This window comes from Pseudomonas sp. ASL8, from assembly GCF_056680355.1.
The window spans coordinates 5,303,962-5,321,752 of the sequence record NZ_CM155278.1; the positions used below are offsets into that span (position 1 = coordinate 5,303,962).

At 58.7% G+C, this 17,791-nt stretch carries 16 protein-coding genes; 11 read left to right on the forward strand and 5 right to left on the reverse strand.

All coding sequences use genetic code 11. The features are described from left to right. The first annotated feature begins 13 nt into the window (after positions 1-13). The 8 genes from AC1MEA_RS24280 to AC1MEA_RS24315 all read left to right on the forward strand — a co-directional run bounded on the left by AC1MEA_RS24280 (position 14) and on the right by AC1MEA_RS24315 (position 6,127). Positions 14-295 carry a F0F1 ATP synthase subunit C gene (locus AC1MEA_RS24280; protein WP_219060682.1) on the forward strand — a complete coding sequence of 94 codons (282 nt, stop codon included), beginning with the start codon at positions 14-16 and terminating at the stop codon, positions 293-295. A 3-nt stretch (positions 296-298) separates the two neighbouring features. Then, positions 299-1,117 carry a F0F1 ATP synthase subunit B family protein gene (locus AC1MEA_RS24285; RefSeq protein ID WP_219060681.1) on the forward strand — a complete coding sequence of 273 codons (819 nt, stop codon included), beginning with the start codon at positions 299-301 and terminating at the stop codon, positions 1,115-1,117. Continuing rightward, positions 1,114-2,661, forward strand: coding sequence for an alternate F1F0 ATPase, F1 subunit alpha (locus tag AC1MEA_RS24290; RefSeq protein ID WP_480417613.1), 1,548 nt, complete (start codon positions 1,114-1,116; stop codon positions 2,659-2,661). Before AC1MEA_RS24285 ends, AC1MEA_RS24290 begins: the two co-directional genes overlap by 4 nt. Further along, positions 2,658-3,536, forward strand: coding sequence for a F0F1 ATP synthase subunit gamma (locus AC1MEA_RS24295; protein WP_480417614.1), 879 nt, complete (start codon positions 2,658-2,660; stop codon positions 3,534-3,536). The genes AC1MEA_RS24290 and AC1MEA_RS24295 overlap by 4 nt, the downstream gene beginning before the upstream one ends. Before the next feature lie 135 nt (positions 3,537-3,671). Then, the gene (locus AC1MEA_RS24300) at positions 3,672-4,112 is read left to right on the forward strand and encodes a CBS domain-containing protein (RefSeq protein ID WP_219060678.1); all 441 of its coding nucleotides are present in this window, start codon (positions 3,672-3,674) and stop codon (positions 4,110-4,112) included. Between the two features lie 24 nt (positions 4,113-4,136). Further along, entirely contained in the window at positions 4,137-4,979 is an 843-nt protein-coding gene (locus tag AC1MEA_RS24305; RefSeq protein ID WP_449633302.1) for an NAD-dependent protein deacetylase, read from the forward strand. Between the two features lie 88 nt (positions 4,980-5,067). Continuing rightward, positions 5,068-5,601 carry an N-acetyltransferase family protein gene (locus tag AC1MEA_RS24310; protein WP_480417615.1) on the forward strand — a complete coding sequence of 178 codons (534 nt, stop codon included), beginning with the start codon at positions 5,068-5,070 and terminating at the stop codon, positions 5,599-5,601. Positions 5,602-5,701: 100 nt separating this feature from the next. Then, positions 5,702-6,127: a 3-isopropylmalate dehydratase gene (locus tag AC1MEA_RS24315; RefSeq protein WP_480918214.1), complete on the forward strand. Its 426-nt coding sequence runs from the start codon at positions 5,702-5,704 to the stop codon at positions 6,125-6,127. A gap of 41 nt (positions 6,128-6,168) precedes the next feature. Here the strand turns inward: AC1MEA_RS24315 and norR are convergent, their stop codons facing one another. The 3 genes from norR to AC1MEA_RS24330 all read right to left on the reverse strand — a co-directional run bounded on the left by norR (position 6,169) and on the right by AC1MEA_RS24330 (position 12,644). Continuing rightward, positions 6,169-7,719: a nitric oxide reductase transcriptional regulator NorR gene (gene norR / locus AC1MEA_RS24320; RefSeq protein ID WP_219060675.1), complete on the reverse strand. Its 1,551-nt coding sequence runs from the start codon at positions 7,717-7,719 to the stop codon at positions 6,169-6,171. 171 nt (positions 7,720-7,890) lie between these two features. Beyond that, complete coding sequence (locus AC1MEA_RS24325; RefSeq protein WP_480417616.1) at positions 7,891-8,949, reverse strand: hypothetical protein; 1,059 nt, start codon at positions 8,947-8,949, stop codon at positions 7,891-7,893. Between the two features lie 5 nt (positions 8,950-8,954). Then, positions 8,955-12,644, reverse strand: a complete 3,690-nt coding sequence (locus tag AC1MEA_RS24330) for a hypothetical protein (RefSeq protein ID WP_480417617.1) — start codon at positions 12,642-12,644, stop codon at positions 8,955-8,957. 240 nt (positions 12,645-12,884) lie between these two features. On the opposite strand from AC1MEA_RS24330, the gene AC1MEA_RS24335 reads away from it, so the two are divergent. After that, positions 12,885-13,835, forward strand: a complete 951-nt coding sequence (locus AC1MEA_RS24335) for a LysR family transcriptional regulator (protein ID WP_219060674.1) — start codon at positions 12,885-12,887, stop codon at positions 13,833-13,835. Between the two features lie 17 nt (positions 13,836-13,852). Here AC1MEA_RS24335 and AC1MEA_RS24340 read toward each other — a convergent pair whose 3' ends face one another. Then, positions 13,853-15,517 (reverse strand): VRR-NUC domain-containing protein, encoded by a 1,665-nt coding sequence (locus AC1MEA_RS24340; RefSeq protein ID WP_480417618.1) that lies wholly within the window; start codon positions 15,515-15,517, stop codon positions 13,853-13,855. Between the two features lie 175 nt (positions 15,518-15,692). Here AC1MEA_RS24340 and AC1MEA_RS24345 point away from each other — a divergent pair, with 175 nt between their 5' ends. Beyond that, positions 15,693-16,208 (forward strand): nucleoside 2-deoxyribosyltransferase, encoded by a 516-nt coding sequence (locus tag AC1MEA_RS24345; protein WP_480417619.1) that lies wholly within the window; start codon positions 15,693-15,695, stop codon positions 16,206-16,208. 47 nt (positions 16,209-16,255) lie between these two features. Here the strand turns inward: AC1MEA_RS24345 and AC1MEA_RS24350 are convergent, their stop codons facing one another. Next, positions 16,256-16,498 carry a hypothetical protein gene (locus tag AC1MEA_RS24350; protein WP_219060671.1) on the reverse strand — a complete coding sequence of 81 codons (243 nt, stop codon included), beginning with the start codon at positions 16,496-16,498 and terminating at the stop codon, positions 16,256-16,258. Positions 16,499-16,708: 210 nt separating this feature from the next. On the opposite strand from AC1MEA_RS24350, the gene AC1MEA_RS24355 reads away from it, so the two are divergent. Next, positions 16,709-17,788: an AbrB family transcriptional regulator gene (locus AC1MEA_RS24355; RefSeq protein ID WP_219060670.1), complete on the forward strand. Its 1,080-nt coding sequence runs from the start codon at positions 16,709-16,711 to the stop codon at positions 17,786-17,788. Positions 17,789-17,791 lie beyond the last annotated feature (3 nt).

Genomic DNA, 17,791 nt, shown 5'->3' on the forward strand with positions numbered 1-17,791 from the left:
GGAAGGAATTACCATGGATAGCATGACGATTATTGCAGTGGTTTCCATCATCACTGCGGGGCTGACCATCGCCATCGGCAGTATTGGCCCCGCACTTGGCGAAGGACGCGCAGTGGCGACGGCGTTAACGTCGTTGGCGCAACAACCTGATGCTGCCGCGACCATTACCCGAACGCTGTTTGTTGGCCTGGCCATGGTCGAGTCGGTGGCGATTTACTGCTTCGTGGTGTCGATGATTCTTCTGTTCGCCAATCCGTTCTGGAATCACGCCATCGCTCAGGTCGCCGGAAAATAGATCATGCTCATCGATTGGTTCACTGTCGGTGCTCAAGCGCTCAACTTTCTCATCCTGATGTGGTTGTTGAAGCGCTTCCTTTATCACCCGATCCTTGCGGCTATCGATGCGCGAGAACAGCGCATTGCGGCGCAATTGGCGGATGCCGAGGCGAAAGAAGCCGAGGCCAACAAGGAGCGCGATGAGTTTTTGCAAAAAAACGTGACATTCGACAAGGAACGGGCTGGGCTGCTGCAACAGGCAGCAGCCGCGGCGAATGTAGAGCGCCAGCGCCTTCTCGATGACGCACGCCAGGCCGCCACGGCCTTGAGTGCCAAACATCTGGAAACCCTGCAGAGCGAATCTCGCCGCCTGCATGACGAAGTGGGGCGGCGTACTCAGAAAGAAGTTTTTGCCATTGCCCGTAAGACCCTGAAAGACCTGGCCGGGACGACCCTGGAAGAGCGCATGGTCGACACCTTCGTCAATCGTCTGAATACGTTGAGCACTGAGGAAAAGCAAGGCTTGGTGGCAGCGCTAAAGGCATCGGCAGAACCGGTCATCGTGCGCACTGCCTTCGAGTTGCCAGAGGCGCAACGCACTGCCGCGCAAGCAGCCATCAACACGCTCCTGGCAGTGAGCGCTGACGTTCACTTCGAGACCGCCCCGGACTTGGTGAGCGGTATCGAACTCAGCGCAGCCGGGCAAAAAGTAGCCTGGAGTATCTCGGAGTATCTGGCGGCCATGGAAAAGGGCATCAGCGAGCTGCTGGACACGAAGGAGCAGGTCCACGCCCGGACGGAGGTGAAGGCCACCCCCCTGAAAGAAGGGCAAGTCACATGAGCATCGAGCGCCTTCAGGATGTCTTTGCGACGGCCTTTACTGTCATGGGTGAAGCGCGGGAAGGCTTTGTCCATCAGTTGCGACCAAAGGAAGTCGGGCGGGTCACCAGCATTGCGTCCGGCATCGCCAAGGTCTCCGGCTTGCCCGGTGTCGGCTTCGAGGAACTGGTGAAATTCCCAGGCGATATCCATGGCATCGCCTTCAATATCGACGAGAACGAAATCGGCGTCGTGCTGCTCGGTGACTACTCGCAACTGCACGCTGGCGATGAGGTCGAGCGCTGTGGGCATGTGGTGGACGTACCAGTCGGCGATGGCCTGATCGGTCGTATCATCGACCCTACGGGTCAGCCGCTGGACGGCCTTGGGCCCCTTTTGTCCAGCGCCCGGCTGCCGATTGAGCGTCCAGCCGCGCACATCATGGATCGGGCACCGGTTACCGCCCCCCTGCAAACCGGCATCAAGGTGATTGACGCACTGATCCCGGTCGGACGCGGTCAGCGCGAGCTGATCCTGGGTGATCGGCAAACCGGCAAAACCGCGATTGCTCTGGAGACCATCCTCAATCAGCACGATCAGAATGTTCTGTGCGTGTATTGCTCCATCGGCCAACGTGCCTCCGGCGTCGCCAAAGTGATCGCTACCCTGCGTGAACAAGGTGCGCTGGCGTATACCGTGGTGGTGGTCACCGAAGGCAACGACCCGCCAGGCCTCGCCTACATTGCGCCGTATGCTGCGACCAGCATTTCCGAGTACTTCATGGAGCAGGGCCGCGACGTTCTGTTGGTCTACGACGACCTGACCCACCACGCTCGCGCCTACCGTGAGCTCTCTCTGCTGCTGCGCCGGCCACCCGGTCGCGAGGCGTTCCCTGGCGATATTTTTTACATTCACTCGCGCTTACTGGAGCGTGCGACTCATTTGCGCTCCGAGCTCGGCGGTGGTTCCCTGACGGCTTTACCCATCATCGAAACCGAAGCACAGGATATTTCCGCCTACATCCCGACGAATTTGATCTCCATAACCGACGGGCAGATCTACCTCTCTCCAGCGCTCTTCGAACTCGGCGTGCTGCCGGCAGTCGATGTCGGCAAGTCGGTTTCCCGCGTGGGCGGCAAGGCGCAACGGGGCGTCTATCGAGCCGTGGCCGGCGACCTCAAGCTGGCTTATGCCCAATTCGAGGAGCTTGAAACTTTTTCCCGTTTTGGCGCCCGGCTCGATGACGACTCTCGCCAACTGATCGCGCATGGACTGCGGATCCGTGCATGCCTCAAACAACAGGAATTCGCACCGTTGTCGGTGCCCGAGCAAATTGCGGTTCTGCTGGCGTTGACCGCGGGATGCTTCGATAAAGTGCCGCTTGAACAGATGGTCCAGGCCGAGCAGGCGGTGTGTGAGGCTACAGGGGCCATCCCGGTCGAGGTCAGATCACGTTTCAATGGGGATGAGAAACTGAGTGACGCCGACCGGGCTGCGATTATTCAGATCGCGCGCAATGCCTTGGCGCACTTGCAACCCCCGGCAGACTCCGGGAGTGCGCCGTGAGCGACACCCCCGCCAACCTGCGTCGTAAAATCACCGGTGCTGCAGACCTAGAATCCGTTGTGCGCACAATGAAAGCCATGGCGGCATCGAACATCGGTCAGTATGAAAACGCGGTCAGCTCACTGAATGACTACTATCGCACCGTACAGCTGGGCCTGATGGCCTGTTTCCAGCGTCAGGCGACTGCTGACCAAGGGGCCGTACAGAAAAAAAATGAAGGGATTGGGGTTATCGTCTTCGGTTCCGACCAGGGGTTGGTCGGCCAATTCAACGATGTTCTGGTCGAATTCGTTATCGATGAGCTGGGCAAGCTGCCAGGAGATAAAAGAGTCTGGGCGGTCGGCGAGCGCATTCAGTCACGTCTGGCGGACAGCGATTTACGTTTGGGTCAAAGCTTCGTTCTGCCCAGCTCCATCACTGCGATTACGCCTCTGGTCGGGCAGATTTTGCTCGAAATGCAAACCCGCCGCGAACAGGGCGAGATCTCTCAGGTGTACCTGTTCCACAACCGTCCACAGCCAGGTGCGATTTATGCACCCGTAAGCCAGCGACTATTGCCGCTGGACGAAAAGTGGCGGCGTAATCTGGCAGCCAATCACTGGCCGTCCAAAAACCGACCCGAAGTGATCAATGGCACAGACCAAACCCTCCCGGCGTTAATCCGCGAGTATCTTTTTGTCTCACTGTTTCGAGCCTGCGCCGAATCGCTGGCCAGCGAAAATGCCAGCCGTCTTGCGGCCATGCAGCGCGCCGAGAAAAACATCGGCGAGCTGTTGGAGGATCTCAACCGGGACTTCCATCGTCTGCGCCAAAGTGCGATTGACGAAGAGTTATTCGATGTCATTTCAGGCTTTGAAGCGCTGAGCAAGTATTGAGAGCAGCCCGGATGACGTTTTTCAGTCGTGTGCATGCCGTTTTAGCCCTTGCCCTGCGGGCTCCTCTCTACGATTCTGTATGACCCCTGTCAGGCCGGTTCACGGCCACCCCAAAACAACACTGGAGAGGCTTGCATGAAGACCGTTGCGCAACTGCTGAAGTTGAAAGCCAAGCAAAACCAGCAAGTTCACACCATCGCCCCCGATCAAAAGGTGCTGGAAGCGCTCAAGGTGATGGCCGAGAAAAATGTCGGTGCTCTACCCGTGATGGAGAACGGCCAGGTGGTAGGCGTTATCAGCGAGCGTGACTATGCGCGCAAGGTCGTCCTCCAGGGACGGTCCTCGGAAGGCACGTCCGTCAGCGAGATCATGAGTACGCCTGTATTGACCGTGGATTCCCATCAAAGCATCGACACCTGCATGGGCATCATGACCGATCGACACCTGCGCCATTTGCCCGTTGTCGAAGACGGAAAACTGCTGGGTTTGCTGTCCATTGGCGACCTGGTTAAAGAAGCCATTGCCGAGCAGGCTGACCTGATTCAGCAACTGGAGCAGTACATTCGCGGTGATTAAGCTGACCTTATCGGAGACTTCAACATGATCGATAGGCAGGTCAGCGACCGTCTCGAGATGCTCTACCAACTGATGGCCAACAAGCAGTTTTTGGTCCTGACGGGCGCGGGCATCAGCACCCCGTCCGGGATTCCGGACTACCGTGACAACGAGGGTGTGCGTCGGGGCAAAGCCCCCATGATGTACCAGGAGTTCCTCAGTGCGCCGGCAGCGCGGCGGCGCTATTGGGCGCGTGCCATGCTGGGCTGGCCACGCATCCGGCAAGCTCGGCCAAACGCTGCCCATGACGCGCTGGCGACGCTGCAAACGAAGCAGCTCATCGCCGGGCTCATCACCCAGAACGTCGACACGCTGCATGATCAGGCGGGCAGTCACGAAGTGATTGAGCTGCATGGCAGCCTGCACCGTGTGGTGTGCCTGGATTGCGATCAGCGTGCTGATCGCCAGGCGATCCAGCTCGTCATGGAAGCGGAAAACCCCTACCTGTCGGGGGTCGACGCCACCCAGGCACCCGACGGCGATACGCTACTGGACCCGGCCTTCGAAGCGCGTTTCAAGATCCCCCGCTGCCCCTCCTGCAGCGGTGAGCGGTTAAAGCCGGACGTGGTTTTTTTCGGCGAAAACGTCGCCCAGGCCACCGCAGCCAAGGCCGCCCGGTGTGTCGAGCAGGCAGAAGGATTGCTGGTGGTAGGCTCTTCGTTGATGGCCTACTCGGCCTTTCGTTTGTGCCGCGCGATGGCTGAACAGCACAAGCCGCTGATCGCCATCAACTTCGGCAAGACCCGCGCTGACGATTTTCTGGACCTGAAAATCGAAGCGTCCTGCGAACAGCTGTTGCCGGTGTTGGTTGAGCGCTTGAGGGATTGAGGTGTTGCTGGCGGCCGCGGATTCGTCAGCGTGTATCGACAGGGCAGCGTCAGGCTAAGCCCATCATTGAATCAGACGAGAAGTGAACATGAACCACATTCCGGTCGTGCGTGATGCCTGCGAAGACGATATGTCAGCGGTGCAAAGCATCTACGCGCAGCACGTCATAGGCGGTATCGCCAGCTTTGAACTGGAAGCCCCCAGCGTGCCCCAAATGATCGAGCGGCGCGCTGACGTTCTAGCAAAAGGGCTGCCGTATCTGGTCGCAGAACTGGCTGGAGAGGTGGTCGGTTATGGCTATGCAACACTGTACCGACCGCGTCCTGCCTACCGTTTTACCGTCGAGGATTCGGTCTATGTCCGCGACGGATTGGGAGGCCACGGCATCGGCCTGACATTGCTCGGCGAACTCATTGATCGCTGTACTCGAGGCGGTTGGCGACAGATGATCGCGATCATCGGCGATAGCAAAAACCATGCATCGACTCGTTTGCATGAGCGGCTCGGCTTCCATCGGGTCGGCGTCTTTGAGTCGGTCGGCTTCAAGCATGGTCGATGGGTCGATACAGTACTGATGCAGCGTTCGCTGAGCGACGGTTCACTGAGTCTGCCGCCGGTTTAAAACGATCGCCTTACGCAAGTAAGGGATGAGTATCGACAGCCTCAATCTGAGCTACAGTTCCAGCAGCATCCCCGCCCGTCAGTTGCCCAAGGAAGCCTCAATGCGATTGATCTGCTTAGTGCTTCCCCTGCTGGTGCTGACTGGATGTTCATCTTTTCGTGCGGCCCCGGAAAAAGTCACCCACGTCCCAAATGATCGGCTGTTGGCCTACCAACAACCCATCACGGGTGGCGGCCAGATCGCAGTAGACCGCGACATTGGCATGCTGGGCGGTGGTTGTTACCTGGCCTTCCTGATAGATCGGCAGGTCGCCGCGCGTATCGGTATCGGTGAGGCTGCCAACTTCCAGGTGCCACCGGGCGCACGCATCGTCGGCATCGGCATTGATGAAAAGGACGACTCTTTCTGCAGCAAGGGACACCTGCACCGCGAGCTGGCCATTCAGCTGAAGGAAGGTGAAACCCAGCATTTTCGAATTGTCAGTGAGGCCAAAAACGGCTTCGGGATTCAAGTCGACCCGCGCTGAGCCTTATACCTGCTGACGGCGTTGGTGCCTGACGGCCTACCTCAACGAATGCCCAGTCGTTTGGCCAGGCGACTCAGGTTGGCACGATCCAGGCCGAGTTCACGGGCGACATCAGCCCATTTTCCCTGATGCCGGGTCAACGCCTCACTGATCAGTACTTTCTGATAGGCATCGACTGACGCCTTCAAATCCTCGCCATCCTTGACCTTGGGCGCGTCGCCAATCGTGACCGGTTCCACCACAGGGACTTCCTCGTCCAGGCCCAGCGCTTGGGCATCAATGGTGAGAATGCGCGGACGCTCGGCGTGACTGGACAAGGCCTTTAGCGTGGCGCGGCTGATCAAATGCTCCAGCTCGCGGACGTTGCCTGGCCATGAATAGCTCACCAACAGTTTTTGAGCATCCTGGTTCAAACGCAAGCTGCGCAGCCCCATGCGCGCGCGGTTTTCTTCAAGAAAAAACCCCGCCAGCAGGAGCACATCCCGCCCTCGTTCACGCAACGGCGGCACCCGTAACGGGTAGACACTCAGCCGATGATAGAGGTCTGCACGAAAACGACCGGCGCGCACCTCTTCGGCGAGATCGCGGTTGGTGGCGGCAATGATTCGCACGTCGACATGATGCTCCTGATCGGAACCGACGCGCTGCAACTGACCACTCTGCAACACCCTGAGCAACTTCGCTTGAACCGGCAGCGGCAACTCGCCAACCTCGTCGAGGAATATCGTGCCGCCGTCGGCCAGCTCGAACTTACCGCCACGCCCGCTGACGGCGCCAGAAAAAGCGCCTTTGACATGACCGAACAACTCACTCTCGACCAGCAGCTCAGGCAGCGCCGCGCAATTGAGGCTGATCAGCGGTTTCTGCGCCCGTGGCGAGTGCAGGTGAATGGCTTCCGCCACCAGCTCTTTGCCCACGCCGGTTTCCCCGGTGATCAACACCGACAACGCGCTGTTGCCCACCAGTTGAATCTCTTGCTGCATGCCTTTGTGAACAGGGCTCTGACCAATCAGCTCACGCGGCCGGCGCCCGCCTGCCGCACGTTTGTAGACCTCAGCCAACTGGCGCTGATCCTCAAAACTGCGCGCCAGCTGGTTGATCCGCTCACTGGCCATCACTGTCGCGGCAGCCAGACTGGCGAAGGCTTCGAGATTGTCCAGATCGACCTTACCAAAGCTCGACGGGTCCAACGCATCCAGGGTAATCAGGCCCCAGGGTTTGTCCTGGAGGTACAGCGGACAGCCAAGGCAATCATGGACTTCCAGGTGCCCCTGATGGCCCTCGACCAAACCATCGTAAGGGTCAGGCAAACCGCAATCCGTGGAAAACCGGGTCGGGCCACGGCTTTCAAGAAGAAGCTTGAGTCGAGGATGTTCCTCAACCTTGAATCGTCGACCCAACGTGTCCGGACTCAACCCTTCTACCGACAACGGAATCAGCACATCGCCCTCAAGCTTGAGGAGCGCCACCGCATCGCATGGCAGTATCTGACGCAGGGCGCGCAGCAGGCGTCGATAGCGCTCATCATCTGGCAATTCGCGGGAAAGATCGGCGACCAGCGGCACCAATGCCAACAGTAGAGGGTTAGTCATTACGACTCCATTGTGGTCATCAAGACTTATCGTCACGCTATCAAAATGACTCGAATAAATTTTAAGCTGCTGTTTTATAACAACTTTAAATTTTAACAAAAATACGACTCTGCGCCAGCCGCACAACCTATCACGTTAGGGTACCTGTATGAACCGCCTGACGGTGCTCACTCAATCGACATACTCCACATACCGCGCCATCAGGTTCGGACGGCGGAAGGTGTCGATCTGATCGATCTGGCCGCGCGCGTGGTAGAGAGCCCCTTCAAACGTTTCGTCATCCATGTCGATCCACAACCGTGGATTGCGGCCGACTTCGCGGTCGTATTCGGCCGTCACAGGGTCGAGGTGGCGGAATTCTTCGTAACGCGGCAAGTCGGGCAACGGGCGGCTGGTGTCCATGTAGTTCTGCAGAAAATCCCACATGGCACAGCACAACTCGCCAGCGCCCGGAGGAACCAGCGCGCCGAAGTTGATGACGATGTCGCGATAGCGGTGGGCTATGTACAGCGCATTCATCGGCAGACCCTGACGATCAGGGGTCGTGGCGATATAGGCGTCGAACTCATAGAACGGCGCAGTCAGTTCACCGATAGTGCCGTTCTTTTTGTATTCGCCGTGGTTGTCGTAATCAAACAGGGTGACAAGGCCCGTGCGACGGTTGATTTCCCAGATCGGGCCTCGGGAGGGTTTGACCCAGAGGTGGGGGAAGTAGCGGATGACTAGTGAGGCAAGTGCCCAACAACAGGCGGGAAGCAAAACAAAAAAACATACGAAAGGAAGGAACTCTATTGAGGTGTGCTCCCAGCTTTTTCCCGTATCAATAGTGATTATGCCAACGTAAGCAAATAGGATTAGAGGGATCATAAACCAAGTAAAAAACTTCCCTCCTCCATATATGTATATCCAGAAGTGCGAACGTCTAGACCATAAAGCAAACCTGAAACGTTCATGATCCTCCCTGTCATGAAAATCAACATGTTCATAAGGCGCCGGAACATAAGTACCCAATGCCAACTTTTCCTCTCGCTCTTTTACCCTGTTCTCCTGGCGACGTAGGCTGCTGGGTTTACGTTCAACCAGAAAGTCATCAGGTGCAACTTCCCGTGTCATCCCCCATGGCAGACGCACCTTGGCAACGCGTCGGATCCACGAACGCTCTGCCGAAGGCGGTTGTTTGGGGATCTGATCAGAGCGATAGGCTGTAGGCGCGTAGTAAGACGAGCTCATGGTAGTCATTCGTCGCTCACCGCTTTATGGGTGATTTCGTCGGCCCAGAAAAGGTGTTCGCCTTTTTCAAAATTGGGTTTGGCGTGGACCGGACCGAACGGGGTCGGGTCCTTGGGCGGTGGTGCGGGGAACACCCAGGTGCGGCTGCCATCGTTAAATGACAATTGAGCACGGACCAGCCAGCGATAGATCTCGGCCGGCCGGCTTTTTGAGGGTTCCGCAGGCTGGTTGCGCGGCAACGTGACAAATACCTCTATCCCATTGAGCCTTGAACGATAGGCGACAGATTTCTCTCGGGTGAGCGAACTGCGCTCGTGACTCCATTCATGGCGCAACGTGTAATGCGCTTCCGTTACCTGCTGCCTGCATTCAACCAGAGTATGGAGTTCCTGACTCAGCAGCCCCGGCAGATTGCTCTCGATAAGTATGCAAGTGTTGGCCTTCCGCACGCTGAAGGGCACCGGATTCCCGTCATTGATTTTGGGGGCGAATTCGTGGTCCGGATTGCTGCCAATGGTGATTCGGATATCGGCAAACAGGCTGATCAGGTAATAGAAGGCCTGCTGGGGATCTTGCAGGTGGGGGATCCGCTCACTGGCGGGACCGAAGGGACCCGCGCTGAGCCAGTCTTCGACCGCGTTGCTGCTAAGCCAGTAGGCGATGCCCGCGCCGACGCTGATCAATATCAAGCTGACCCAGCCTGCAGGGCCCAAGCCGAGGAAGGTGCTGCCGCCGACCATCAGGGTGCCTGCGATGCTGGTCAGGCCGCCTGCGGCCATCAGCAGATGGCCCCACATGGCATCATCTCCCCATTGATAGGCATGCCAGGCGTCGTAGAGGTTCAGGCCGACAAAAATTGCTCCTGCTGCAATCTGACCGAGTAAGCGGGCCGAGAATTTTTTCACGAAGCGTTTGCTCAATGAACCCAGCATTTGCTCTGCGGAAGCTTCGGAGATGGTAAACAACGTTTTACGACCTGCGGCTAGAACAGATTGGCTACCTACTAGCTTTACGGTTAAAGCTTCCATCGCAATTGTTAAATCAGCTCCAGCGCCTAATAGACCTAATCCAACCCTGCCCCCTCCCTTCTCTCTATAGGTCAGTTCTCGACTGTTCCACTCATTCCTCAAATTCCACAACTCCAACATCCCCACCGCCGCCGCAAACGGCGTCGAGTTCAGCGCCCGATACATCCACTCGCTCTGCAATGCATTCCGGTTCTTCACCGCATCCTGTATGGCCGTTCCCTTGGTGGTGACCTGCTCGGCCATATTCAGTTGCCACGCCGCATTGACCCGTTGGTTCACGCCGCTGATCAGTCGCGCCATCCGATGATCGCGGGGCATGGCGATGACGACGGTATTGGCTCGCAGGTCGCCTCCAGTGCGGTAGTGCTCCTGGCCAACGTTCGACAACCCGGAGGGGCCTCGATAGTCGAGGTGAGGCCGTCGCAGGCGTTCTGGTATCTCCGGCAGGTCGGTCAGGCCGAACACGTAGTAATTCTTGTTTCTCGCCTCTTGGTGGCGCATGAAGTGTGCATCGCCAAAGGCCCCCGGCAGCATGCTGCGCAGTTGCGCCAAGGCCCGCTGACGTTGGCGCATGTTCAGCGCCGGGGCGGGGCGTTCGGTGCCAGGGACCGGAATGTGCTGCGTCGTGTGCAGCGCCTGTTCCGCCACATCCACCGAGCCTTGCAGGTTCTCGTGGAAGCTGATCAAGGTCGCCGCGACGACTTTCAGGGTGCCGGTCAGGGTGTTGTTGAGGCTGCCGCTGTCCAGCAAACCCGCCAGCAAATGGGCGTCGAACGTATTGAGTTGCCTGGCATCGACGGCGTCGCTGCTGACGGCCCCAAGTAGCGCGTTCGGCCGAAACAGGCCATTGCCGTCATTGATGTCTGCGACCGCGGGCTGAACATACGGCGCTTCCATATCCTGCTGTGCGAGGTCAGGCCACAGCATCCGATGCAACGCATGCCCTTCGTCATTGGCCATTCGGCTGATCAGTTGTTGCCCGACACTGGCCTTGGGGCTGTAGAGGCTGATGCCGGTCACCGCGTCAGTGACATCGCCGTTGACCGCAAAGGGGTCCATTTGCGCGGGGGTCAGGGCGAGGCTGGCGAACAGCCGGCTGACGAAGTGCATGGCGGCGACGTAGTCGAAGCCGTCGAGGCTCAGGTGATCGGCCAGGGTTTGCTCGGTTTCCGGTTGCTGGAGTGCGTCGCTCAACAGCGCCTGACTCATGTCCAGCTGGCGCCAGAGTTGCGCTCGTTCGCCGGTGGCGGTGAAGCGATTGATGTCGAGTCGGCCCTGATCCTTGAGCTTCTCCATACCCTGGTGCAGCGGATTTTTCTGCCCACCCAAGGTCTGCGGCACGATCAGTTGTTGCACCAGCAGCGCGCTGGCGTGATGGGCGTAATGGCTGGCGCGCTGGGCGCACAGGTGCAGCAGGTGCTGCTGGTCGTGAATCCGCGTCTGTACGTGACGCAGCCGATAGTGCGCGTCGTGCAGCAGCACGCCGTACAGCTCGCGTTTTCGTGCACTTAACAGCACATCAGCCACCGCTGGCTGCGCTTGCCAGAACTCATCGGCGATCTGGGTTTCGGGATCGCACACCTGTTCCAGCCAATGGGTCCAGGCGCCGGTTTCTACGGAGGTGGGCCGATAGGCAACTTCGCCCTTTTCACAGCGGACCACATGCTGGCGCGCTGCGCTCAAGGCAATCACCGGGAACTGCCCGCTCAGGTCGCACAGGTAGCGGGCCGGCTGGTCGAGCAGCCATTCGTAACCGGGTTGGCGGGCGCGTTGCGGGGCGACCAGGCTGACCGGGAAGGCGTGCGAGCTGAGGTTGAGCCTGGCGACATGCGCCGCGCCCGCCGCAGACTGGTTGGCCGCGTCATAGGCGTCGAATGCGCTGAAGGCTTCAAGCATCGCCACGCCATCCGGTTTGTCGCGGAAGACACGCTTGACCTTGTCTTGCGAGCTGCGCAAGTCCGGACTTTGGCAGCGTTGTGCACGCAACGCCGGGTCTTGCTCAAGACGTCGCAAGCGCGGCCCGCTGAGCTGAACCTCGCTGAAACAGAGCTGCGGCGACACCTGATGATCGTTCCAGCTGGACGGCAGCCAGATGTCTTCCAGCGCCTGCCCACTGGCCAGTCGAGGGCCCTCCTCAATCTCGTCGCCCATGCGATAACGGTTCAGGTCGATGTCGTGGTAAGTGGTGTGTTCGTCTGCGACCCGCACCTCCAGCTCGCGCCACAGCCGGTCGCTCAAAAAGACATAAATGAACCCTGCGCGGCACAACACTGGAGTGCCGTGATCGTGAGCACTGTTGGCACCGGGTAACGCGACGAAGGGCACCACTGGCACGATCTGGTTCCACTGCGCGTCGAACTGGCGCAGGGTGATCGCGACCTCGGGCAAGAGCAGGCGAATGGGACTGCCGTCGACCGAGTCGATTTCCAGCCACAGGCGGTGGGTGTAGTGATTTTTCCAGTTCCAGACGTGTAGGGCGCTGGCCGTGAAATAGGGACTGTCCTGGGTTTCAGGCCGGTCTTCGCCTGTCAGGGCATCCAGGCGTTGAGCGCCGGTTTTGTCGTAGATGGCCAGACGCTGACGGGTGGAATGCTGATTGCCGGTGACCTGCACGATCAATTTATTGATTTCGCAGCAGGGGCCGTCACTCAATGTGCTTTTGGCCATATCAGGACTCCTCCATTCAGGTTTTGAGGACGCGAAGCCTGAATGAAAGTGTGCAGGGAGTCTGTCGGACTCAGCAGAGAAGATCAGTGGGACTTTTCCCTGTTCGGAGGACTCATCTACAACCAATGGACTCGAGTGCGCGCCCAAGCCGCTCAAGCCCGCTGTAGACGGGGGGCGATGCAGTTTCCTAAACTGTCGCCTGCGATCGCGCGATGGGTGTAGATCTGGGGGCAGCAACTGATGAACCGCAATGAATTGCGCAAGGCTGACATCAACTTGATGGTGGTCTTCGAAACCCTGATGCAAGAGCGCAATGTGACGCGGGCCGCGCAAAAACTTTTTCTCGGGCAGCCGACGATCAGCGCTGCACTTAACCGCTTGCGAATATTGTTCAGCGACCCGTTGTTTATCCGAATCGGCCATCGCATGGAACCGACCGCACGGGCCGAGGAAATCATCCTGCACCTGTCGCCTGCGCTGGACGCCATGTCAGTGGCGCTGAGCCTGAGCCACGACTTCGATCCCGCAGTCAGCACCATGACTTTTCGCATAGGCCTGTCCGACGATGTCGAGTTTGGCCTCCTGCCGCCCTTGTTGCGCGCCTTGCGCCAGGAAGCGCCACAGATCGTGTGCGTGATCAAGCATGTGGACTCCTGGCGCATCCCGGACATGCTGGCCTCGGGAGAGATCACCATCGGCGTCAGCCAGACCCGTGAGCTGCCGGCCAATGCCAAGCGCAAGCTGCTCAGGCAAACCAAGCCAAGGGTGCTGCGCGCCGACGCATCATCGACCCCGCTGACCCTGGATGAGTACTGTTCACGCCCGCACGTCGTGGTCTCCCACATCGCCAATGTCAGCGGTTTTGCTGACGAATGGCTCAAGGCGATTGGCCGCAAGCGCCACGTGGTACTGGCGATTCCGCAATACAGCACCTTGCCCGCACTGATGGCGGGGACCGACTTGCTGGCAAACTTGCCCGACTACACGGCAACGGCTATGTCGGCCGCCTCCAGCCTGCTGTTCGATGAGCCCCTGCCCTTCATGACGCCGACCCTCGACCTGTCGATGGTCTGGCTGAGCATCAATGACACCGACCCGGCCGAACGCTGGCTGCGCTCACGCCTGGAATCGTTCATGAGCAACATGCAGCAAGAAACGCCCGTCACTGCTGGCGCAGTCTTTGGCGTTTAGCCAAAACACCCGGTGACTCAGTCGGCCAGCACCGGACTGACCACCGGTGCCCACTGCACATAACACACCACCACGGGCATCCCATGCTCGGCACAGAAATCCAGCCAGCGCAGTTGGTTGTCCTGCAAACGGTCGCCCGGCCCTTTGACTTCGATCATCCGATAGCGCTGCTCGTCCGGGTAAAACTGGATCAGGTCCGGCATACCCGTGCGATTGGCCTTGATGTCCAGTAGCAGACGCCGAAACCAATGCCTCAGGTGATCCGCGGGCAAACAATGCAGCGCGTGTGCCAGCAGCTCTTCTGACAGGCTGCCCCAAAACACGAAAGGCGATTGCAGACCGTGCTTGGTTTTGAAATGCTGGCGAATGGTGGTCTTGTAGGCATCCGAATCCAGCTGTTCCAGGCACTCGCTGAACAACCCGGCCCGGCGCTGATAGAAATCCGGGCTGTAGAGATCGCTGGGAGCACTCTGAAACGGGTGAAAAAACGCGCCCGGCAGCGGCGCAAAAATCGCCGGCCAGCACAGCAAGCCAAACAATGAATTGATCAGCGTGTTCTCGACGTAATGCACCGGCCCTGCCTGATCGCCCAGATGCACCTGGATCAAGCGCTCAACAGAGGTATCCGCCGAGGGCGTCACCACCACGTCAAGTCGACTCAAGGCTCGCGTGCGCCGCTGACGCTCGACCGGCAAACCCAGCTTGCGCTGCAAACGCGGGAGGATCCGCAATAGATGCTGCGCTTCGGCGTCACTTTCAGGCGCCGCTTGTGCCTGTTCGAGCAAGGCCATGGCGTGCTCATAGTCGGCACTGAGTTCCAGCACCCGAAGTCGCCGTGAACGCGCCCCAGGGTAGTCACATCGCTGATACACACTCAACGCCAGCGGCCAATCCTGAATGCGCTCCGCCTGCTGGCCGATCCGGAACAACAGTTTGGCCCGGCGCATCCGCAGCCAGGCATTATCGGTGCCGATGGCGATGATCTGCCGGGCCAGGTCCGGCAGGTCATTGCCCTCCTCAAGCCCTTGACGGCAGGCATGCAAGTGCAGGCAAGTATCGATGTCCGCCCGCGCGGTGAGGCCTCGGGAATCCAGAGAAAACTCGACCTTTTCGTAGCGATAGATACCCAGGTCAGCCAGCACAAACTCAGACCACTCCTGACTCAGGTTGCCAAAATACAGCAACCGCAATCGGTCACAGATGGGCATGACAGTGAGGCCGAAGATCACGTCTTCACACCCGACAAACCACTGCTCCAGCGTTTGCGGCTGTTCGTAGTGCGGCTGCAGTCGCGTCAACAGGTCGGTCTTTTTCTCTGCGTTTTTTATCGCATGGGCCTGGAAACAGACAGTCAACTCTGCCTTGCGCAGCAACGCGAATAACGCCTCCAGACTGATGGCCGGGTGCTGATCAACCCAGCCATTCTCAAGCAACGGCATGACCGCGTCCCGCACCGCGCCAAGTTCCGAATAGCTCAACTTGCTTGCCCGAAACAATGTGCCCTTGCGCATGACCATCCGCACCAGCAAACCCTGAGCCGTTTTCGGTAAACCGGCAAAATCGACGATAAATTGCCGTTCCTGCTCATCGAGCAGATCGTCATAACGCTGGGCGATCCACTCCAGCACCTGATGGAAGTTTTCCAGGTAATAAAACGGATTTTCGAGGGGCGAGGTGTTCACGGTTTGAGGTTCACGCAACGTTTTTTTGGAAGTCGTCAGGATACTGGTTATCCATACAGATTCCAGCATTGCATTTACACCCACTGCGTTCGACTGATCAGCGGTGTACAGAGGTGACGTGCGACCACCGCAACTGACGATAGAATTGCCCTACGTACGATCTCAAGGTACCGACATGAACCAGAACACAACGCCACTCATCTATCTGGCCGGCTTCGATGTCTTCAGGCCGGACGCCATCGAGCATGGCCGTTACCTCAAGGCGCTGTGTGCCGCCCACGGCATGCAAGGGCTGTATCCGTTTGACAATGAGGTCACCCCCGGTCTGACTCCGGAGGCAACCGCGCGCCTGATCTGCTCGATGAATATCGAGATGATCCAGCGCTGCACGGCGATACTTGCCAACCTGAACGTATTTCGCGGCCTGGAGCCGGACTCGGGTACCGCCTTCGAAGTCGGCATGGCGGTGGGGCTGGGCAAACCGGTGTGGGCTTACTTCGATCAGGTCGACTCACTGCGCGCGCTGGTGGCCCATGATGCTCAGGGGGTCGATGCCCAAGGCTTTGTGGTGGAAGACTTCGGCCTGCCGCGCAACTTGATGCTGGCGTGTACATGGGCCGGCGCCAGTGAGACAGCAGAAGAGGCTACGGCAGGTCTGGCGCAGTATCTGGTGGGCCATAAACAGCCGTGACCTCAAGGCAATCTGTGTCGGGGACAACCCGGATTGCCTGATACGCATCAACTCAAGGTAGACGACCCCACATCCCCGCTGATGGTCGAGTCGAGTTTTTCCGCATCAATGAACTCTTCCAGACCCAACTCTTCGAGGTCGAGGTCACCCTCCGGGTCGCTGTCGTCATCGGCGTCGGAATCATTCAACGGCGATTGATCACCGCCGAAATGAGGTTCCGTTTCGGTAAAAAACAGAGGTGCCGTTGTTTGCACTGACATGTGTTCCGCTGCGTGTGGGTCAACATTCATCGAGTCCGCCTCCCTCCCTGCATCCCGAATTAATAGCGTGGTCTGCCCATGCCTGAGTAATAAGTGAGATCGCGAAGATCCCTATTGATCAACTAAAGTTATCGATTCAAGACTATTAGAAAATAGACTTGATCGATTGCACTGTCGATACTACTCCTCGTTGCGTTGGCAAATAGTCCATGAGGAAAGCCAGCGCCTTGGAGAACGTCTGTGTCACGCGCTTCCGCTCTATCGCTGCATACGCTACCCCCACTCGTCCAATGGCTCGGTTTGGCTCTGCTGGCAGGCGCCTTCGGTCAATTGCTCAAGTTCTGTGAAATCCCCGCTGCATTGTTTCTTGGGCCGATGCTGACGGCAATTCTGTTTGGCGTATCCGGCGCGTCGATCCGTCTGCACAGGCAAGCCTTTCGCCTGAGTCAGGGTTGTGTCGGAATGCTGGTGGCGCACGCCATGACGATTTCAGTGCTGACCACTGTCGCTCAGTCCTGGCATGTGATGCTGTTCGCCACGGCATTGACTGTCCTGCTAAGCGCGGTGGTCGGAATTGGGCTGGTGCGCTTTGCTGGCATAGAAGGCAGTACCGCAGCATGGGGCACCGCGCCAGGTGCTGCTTCGGCGATGGTTACCCTGTCCGAAGACTATGGCGCGGATTCGCGGGTGGTCGCGACCATGCAATACGTGCGCGTGGTGTGCGTGGTGATGGTCGGCGCACTGGTCAGCGGCCTGCTCGGCGTGGAAAGCGGCGGTCACGAGATCCAAAGCAGCGCCGTGGCACTGCAGGGTTCGAATGTACTTAATATCATCCTCAGCGTTGCGGCGATCGTGGTCGGTGTGGTGCTGAGCACGCGGATCCCCGCCGGCGCGTTGCTGCTGCCGCTACTGATCGGTGGCGCCCTGCAACTGAGCGGGCTGTTACAGATTACCCTGCCGCCCTGGCTGCTGGCACTTGCCTATGGCGCCATTGGTTGCTACATCGGCCTGCGCTTCGACCGCGCGACGATTCGCTATGTATGGCAGCGTCTGCCAGCCATGATCTGCGGCTCGCTATTGGTGATCTTCCTGTGCTCGCTGTCCGCCTGGTTGATCGCCGAGCTGATGGACAAGGACTTTCTGTCGGTGTATCTCGCCACCAGCCCCGGCGGCCTGGACGCCATGTCGATCATTGCCGTCGATACTCACTCGGATGTCGGCTTCGTGCTCGCGATGCAGACCTTGCGCCTGTTTGGCGTGATCGCCACGGGGAGCTTTTTCGCCCGGCAGATCATCAGATTGACGGCGAAAATCGCCTGAGGT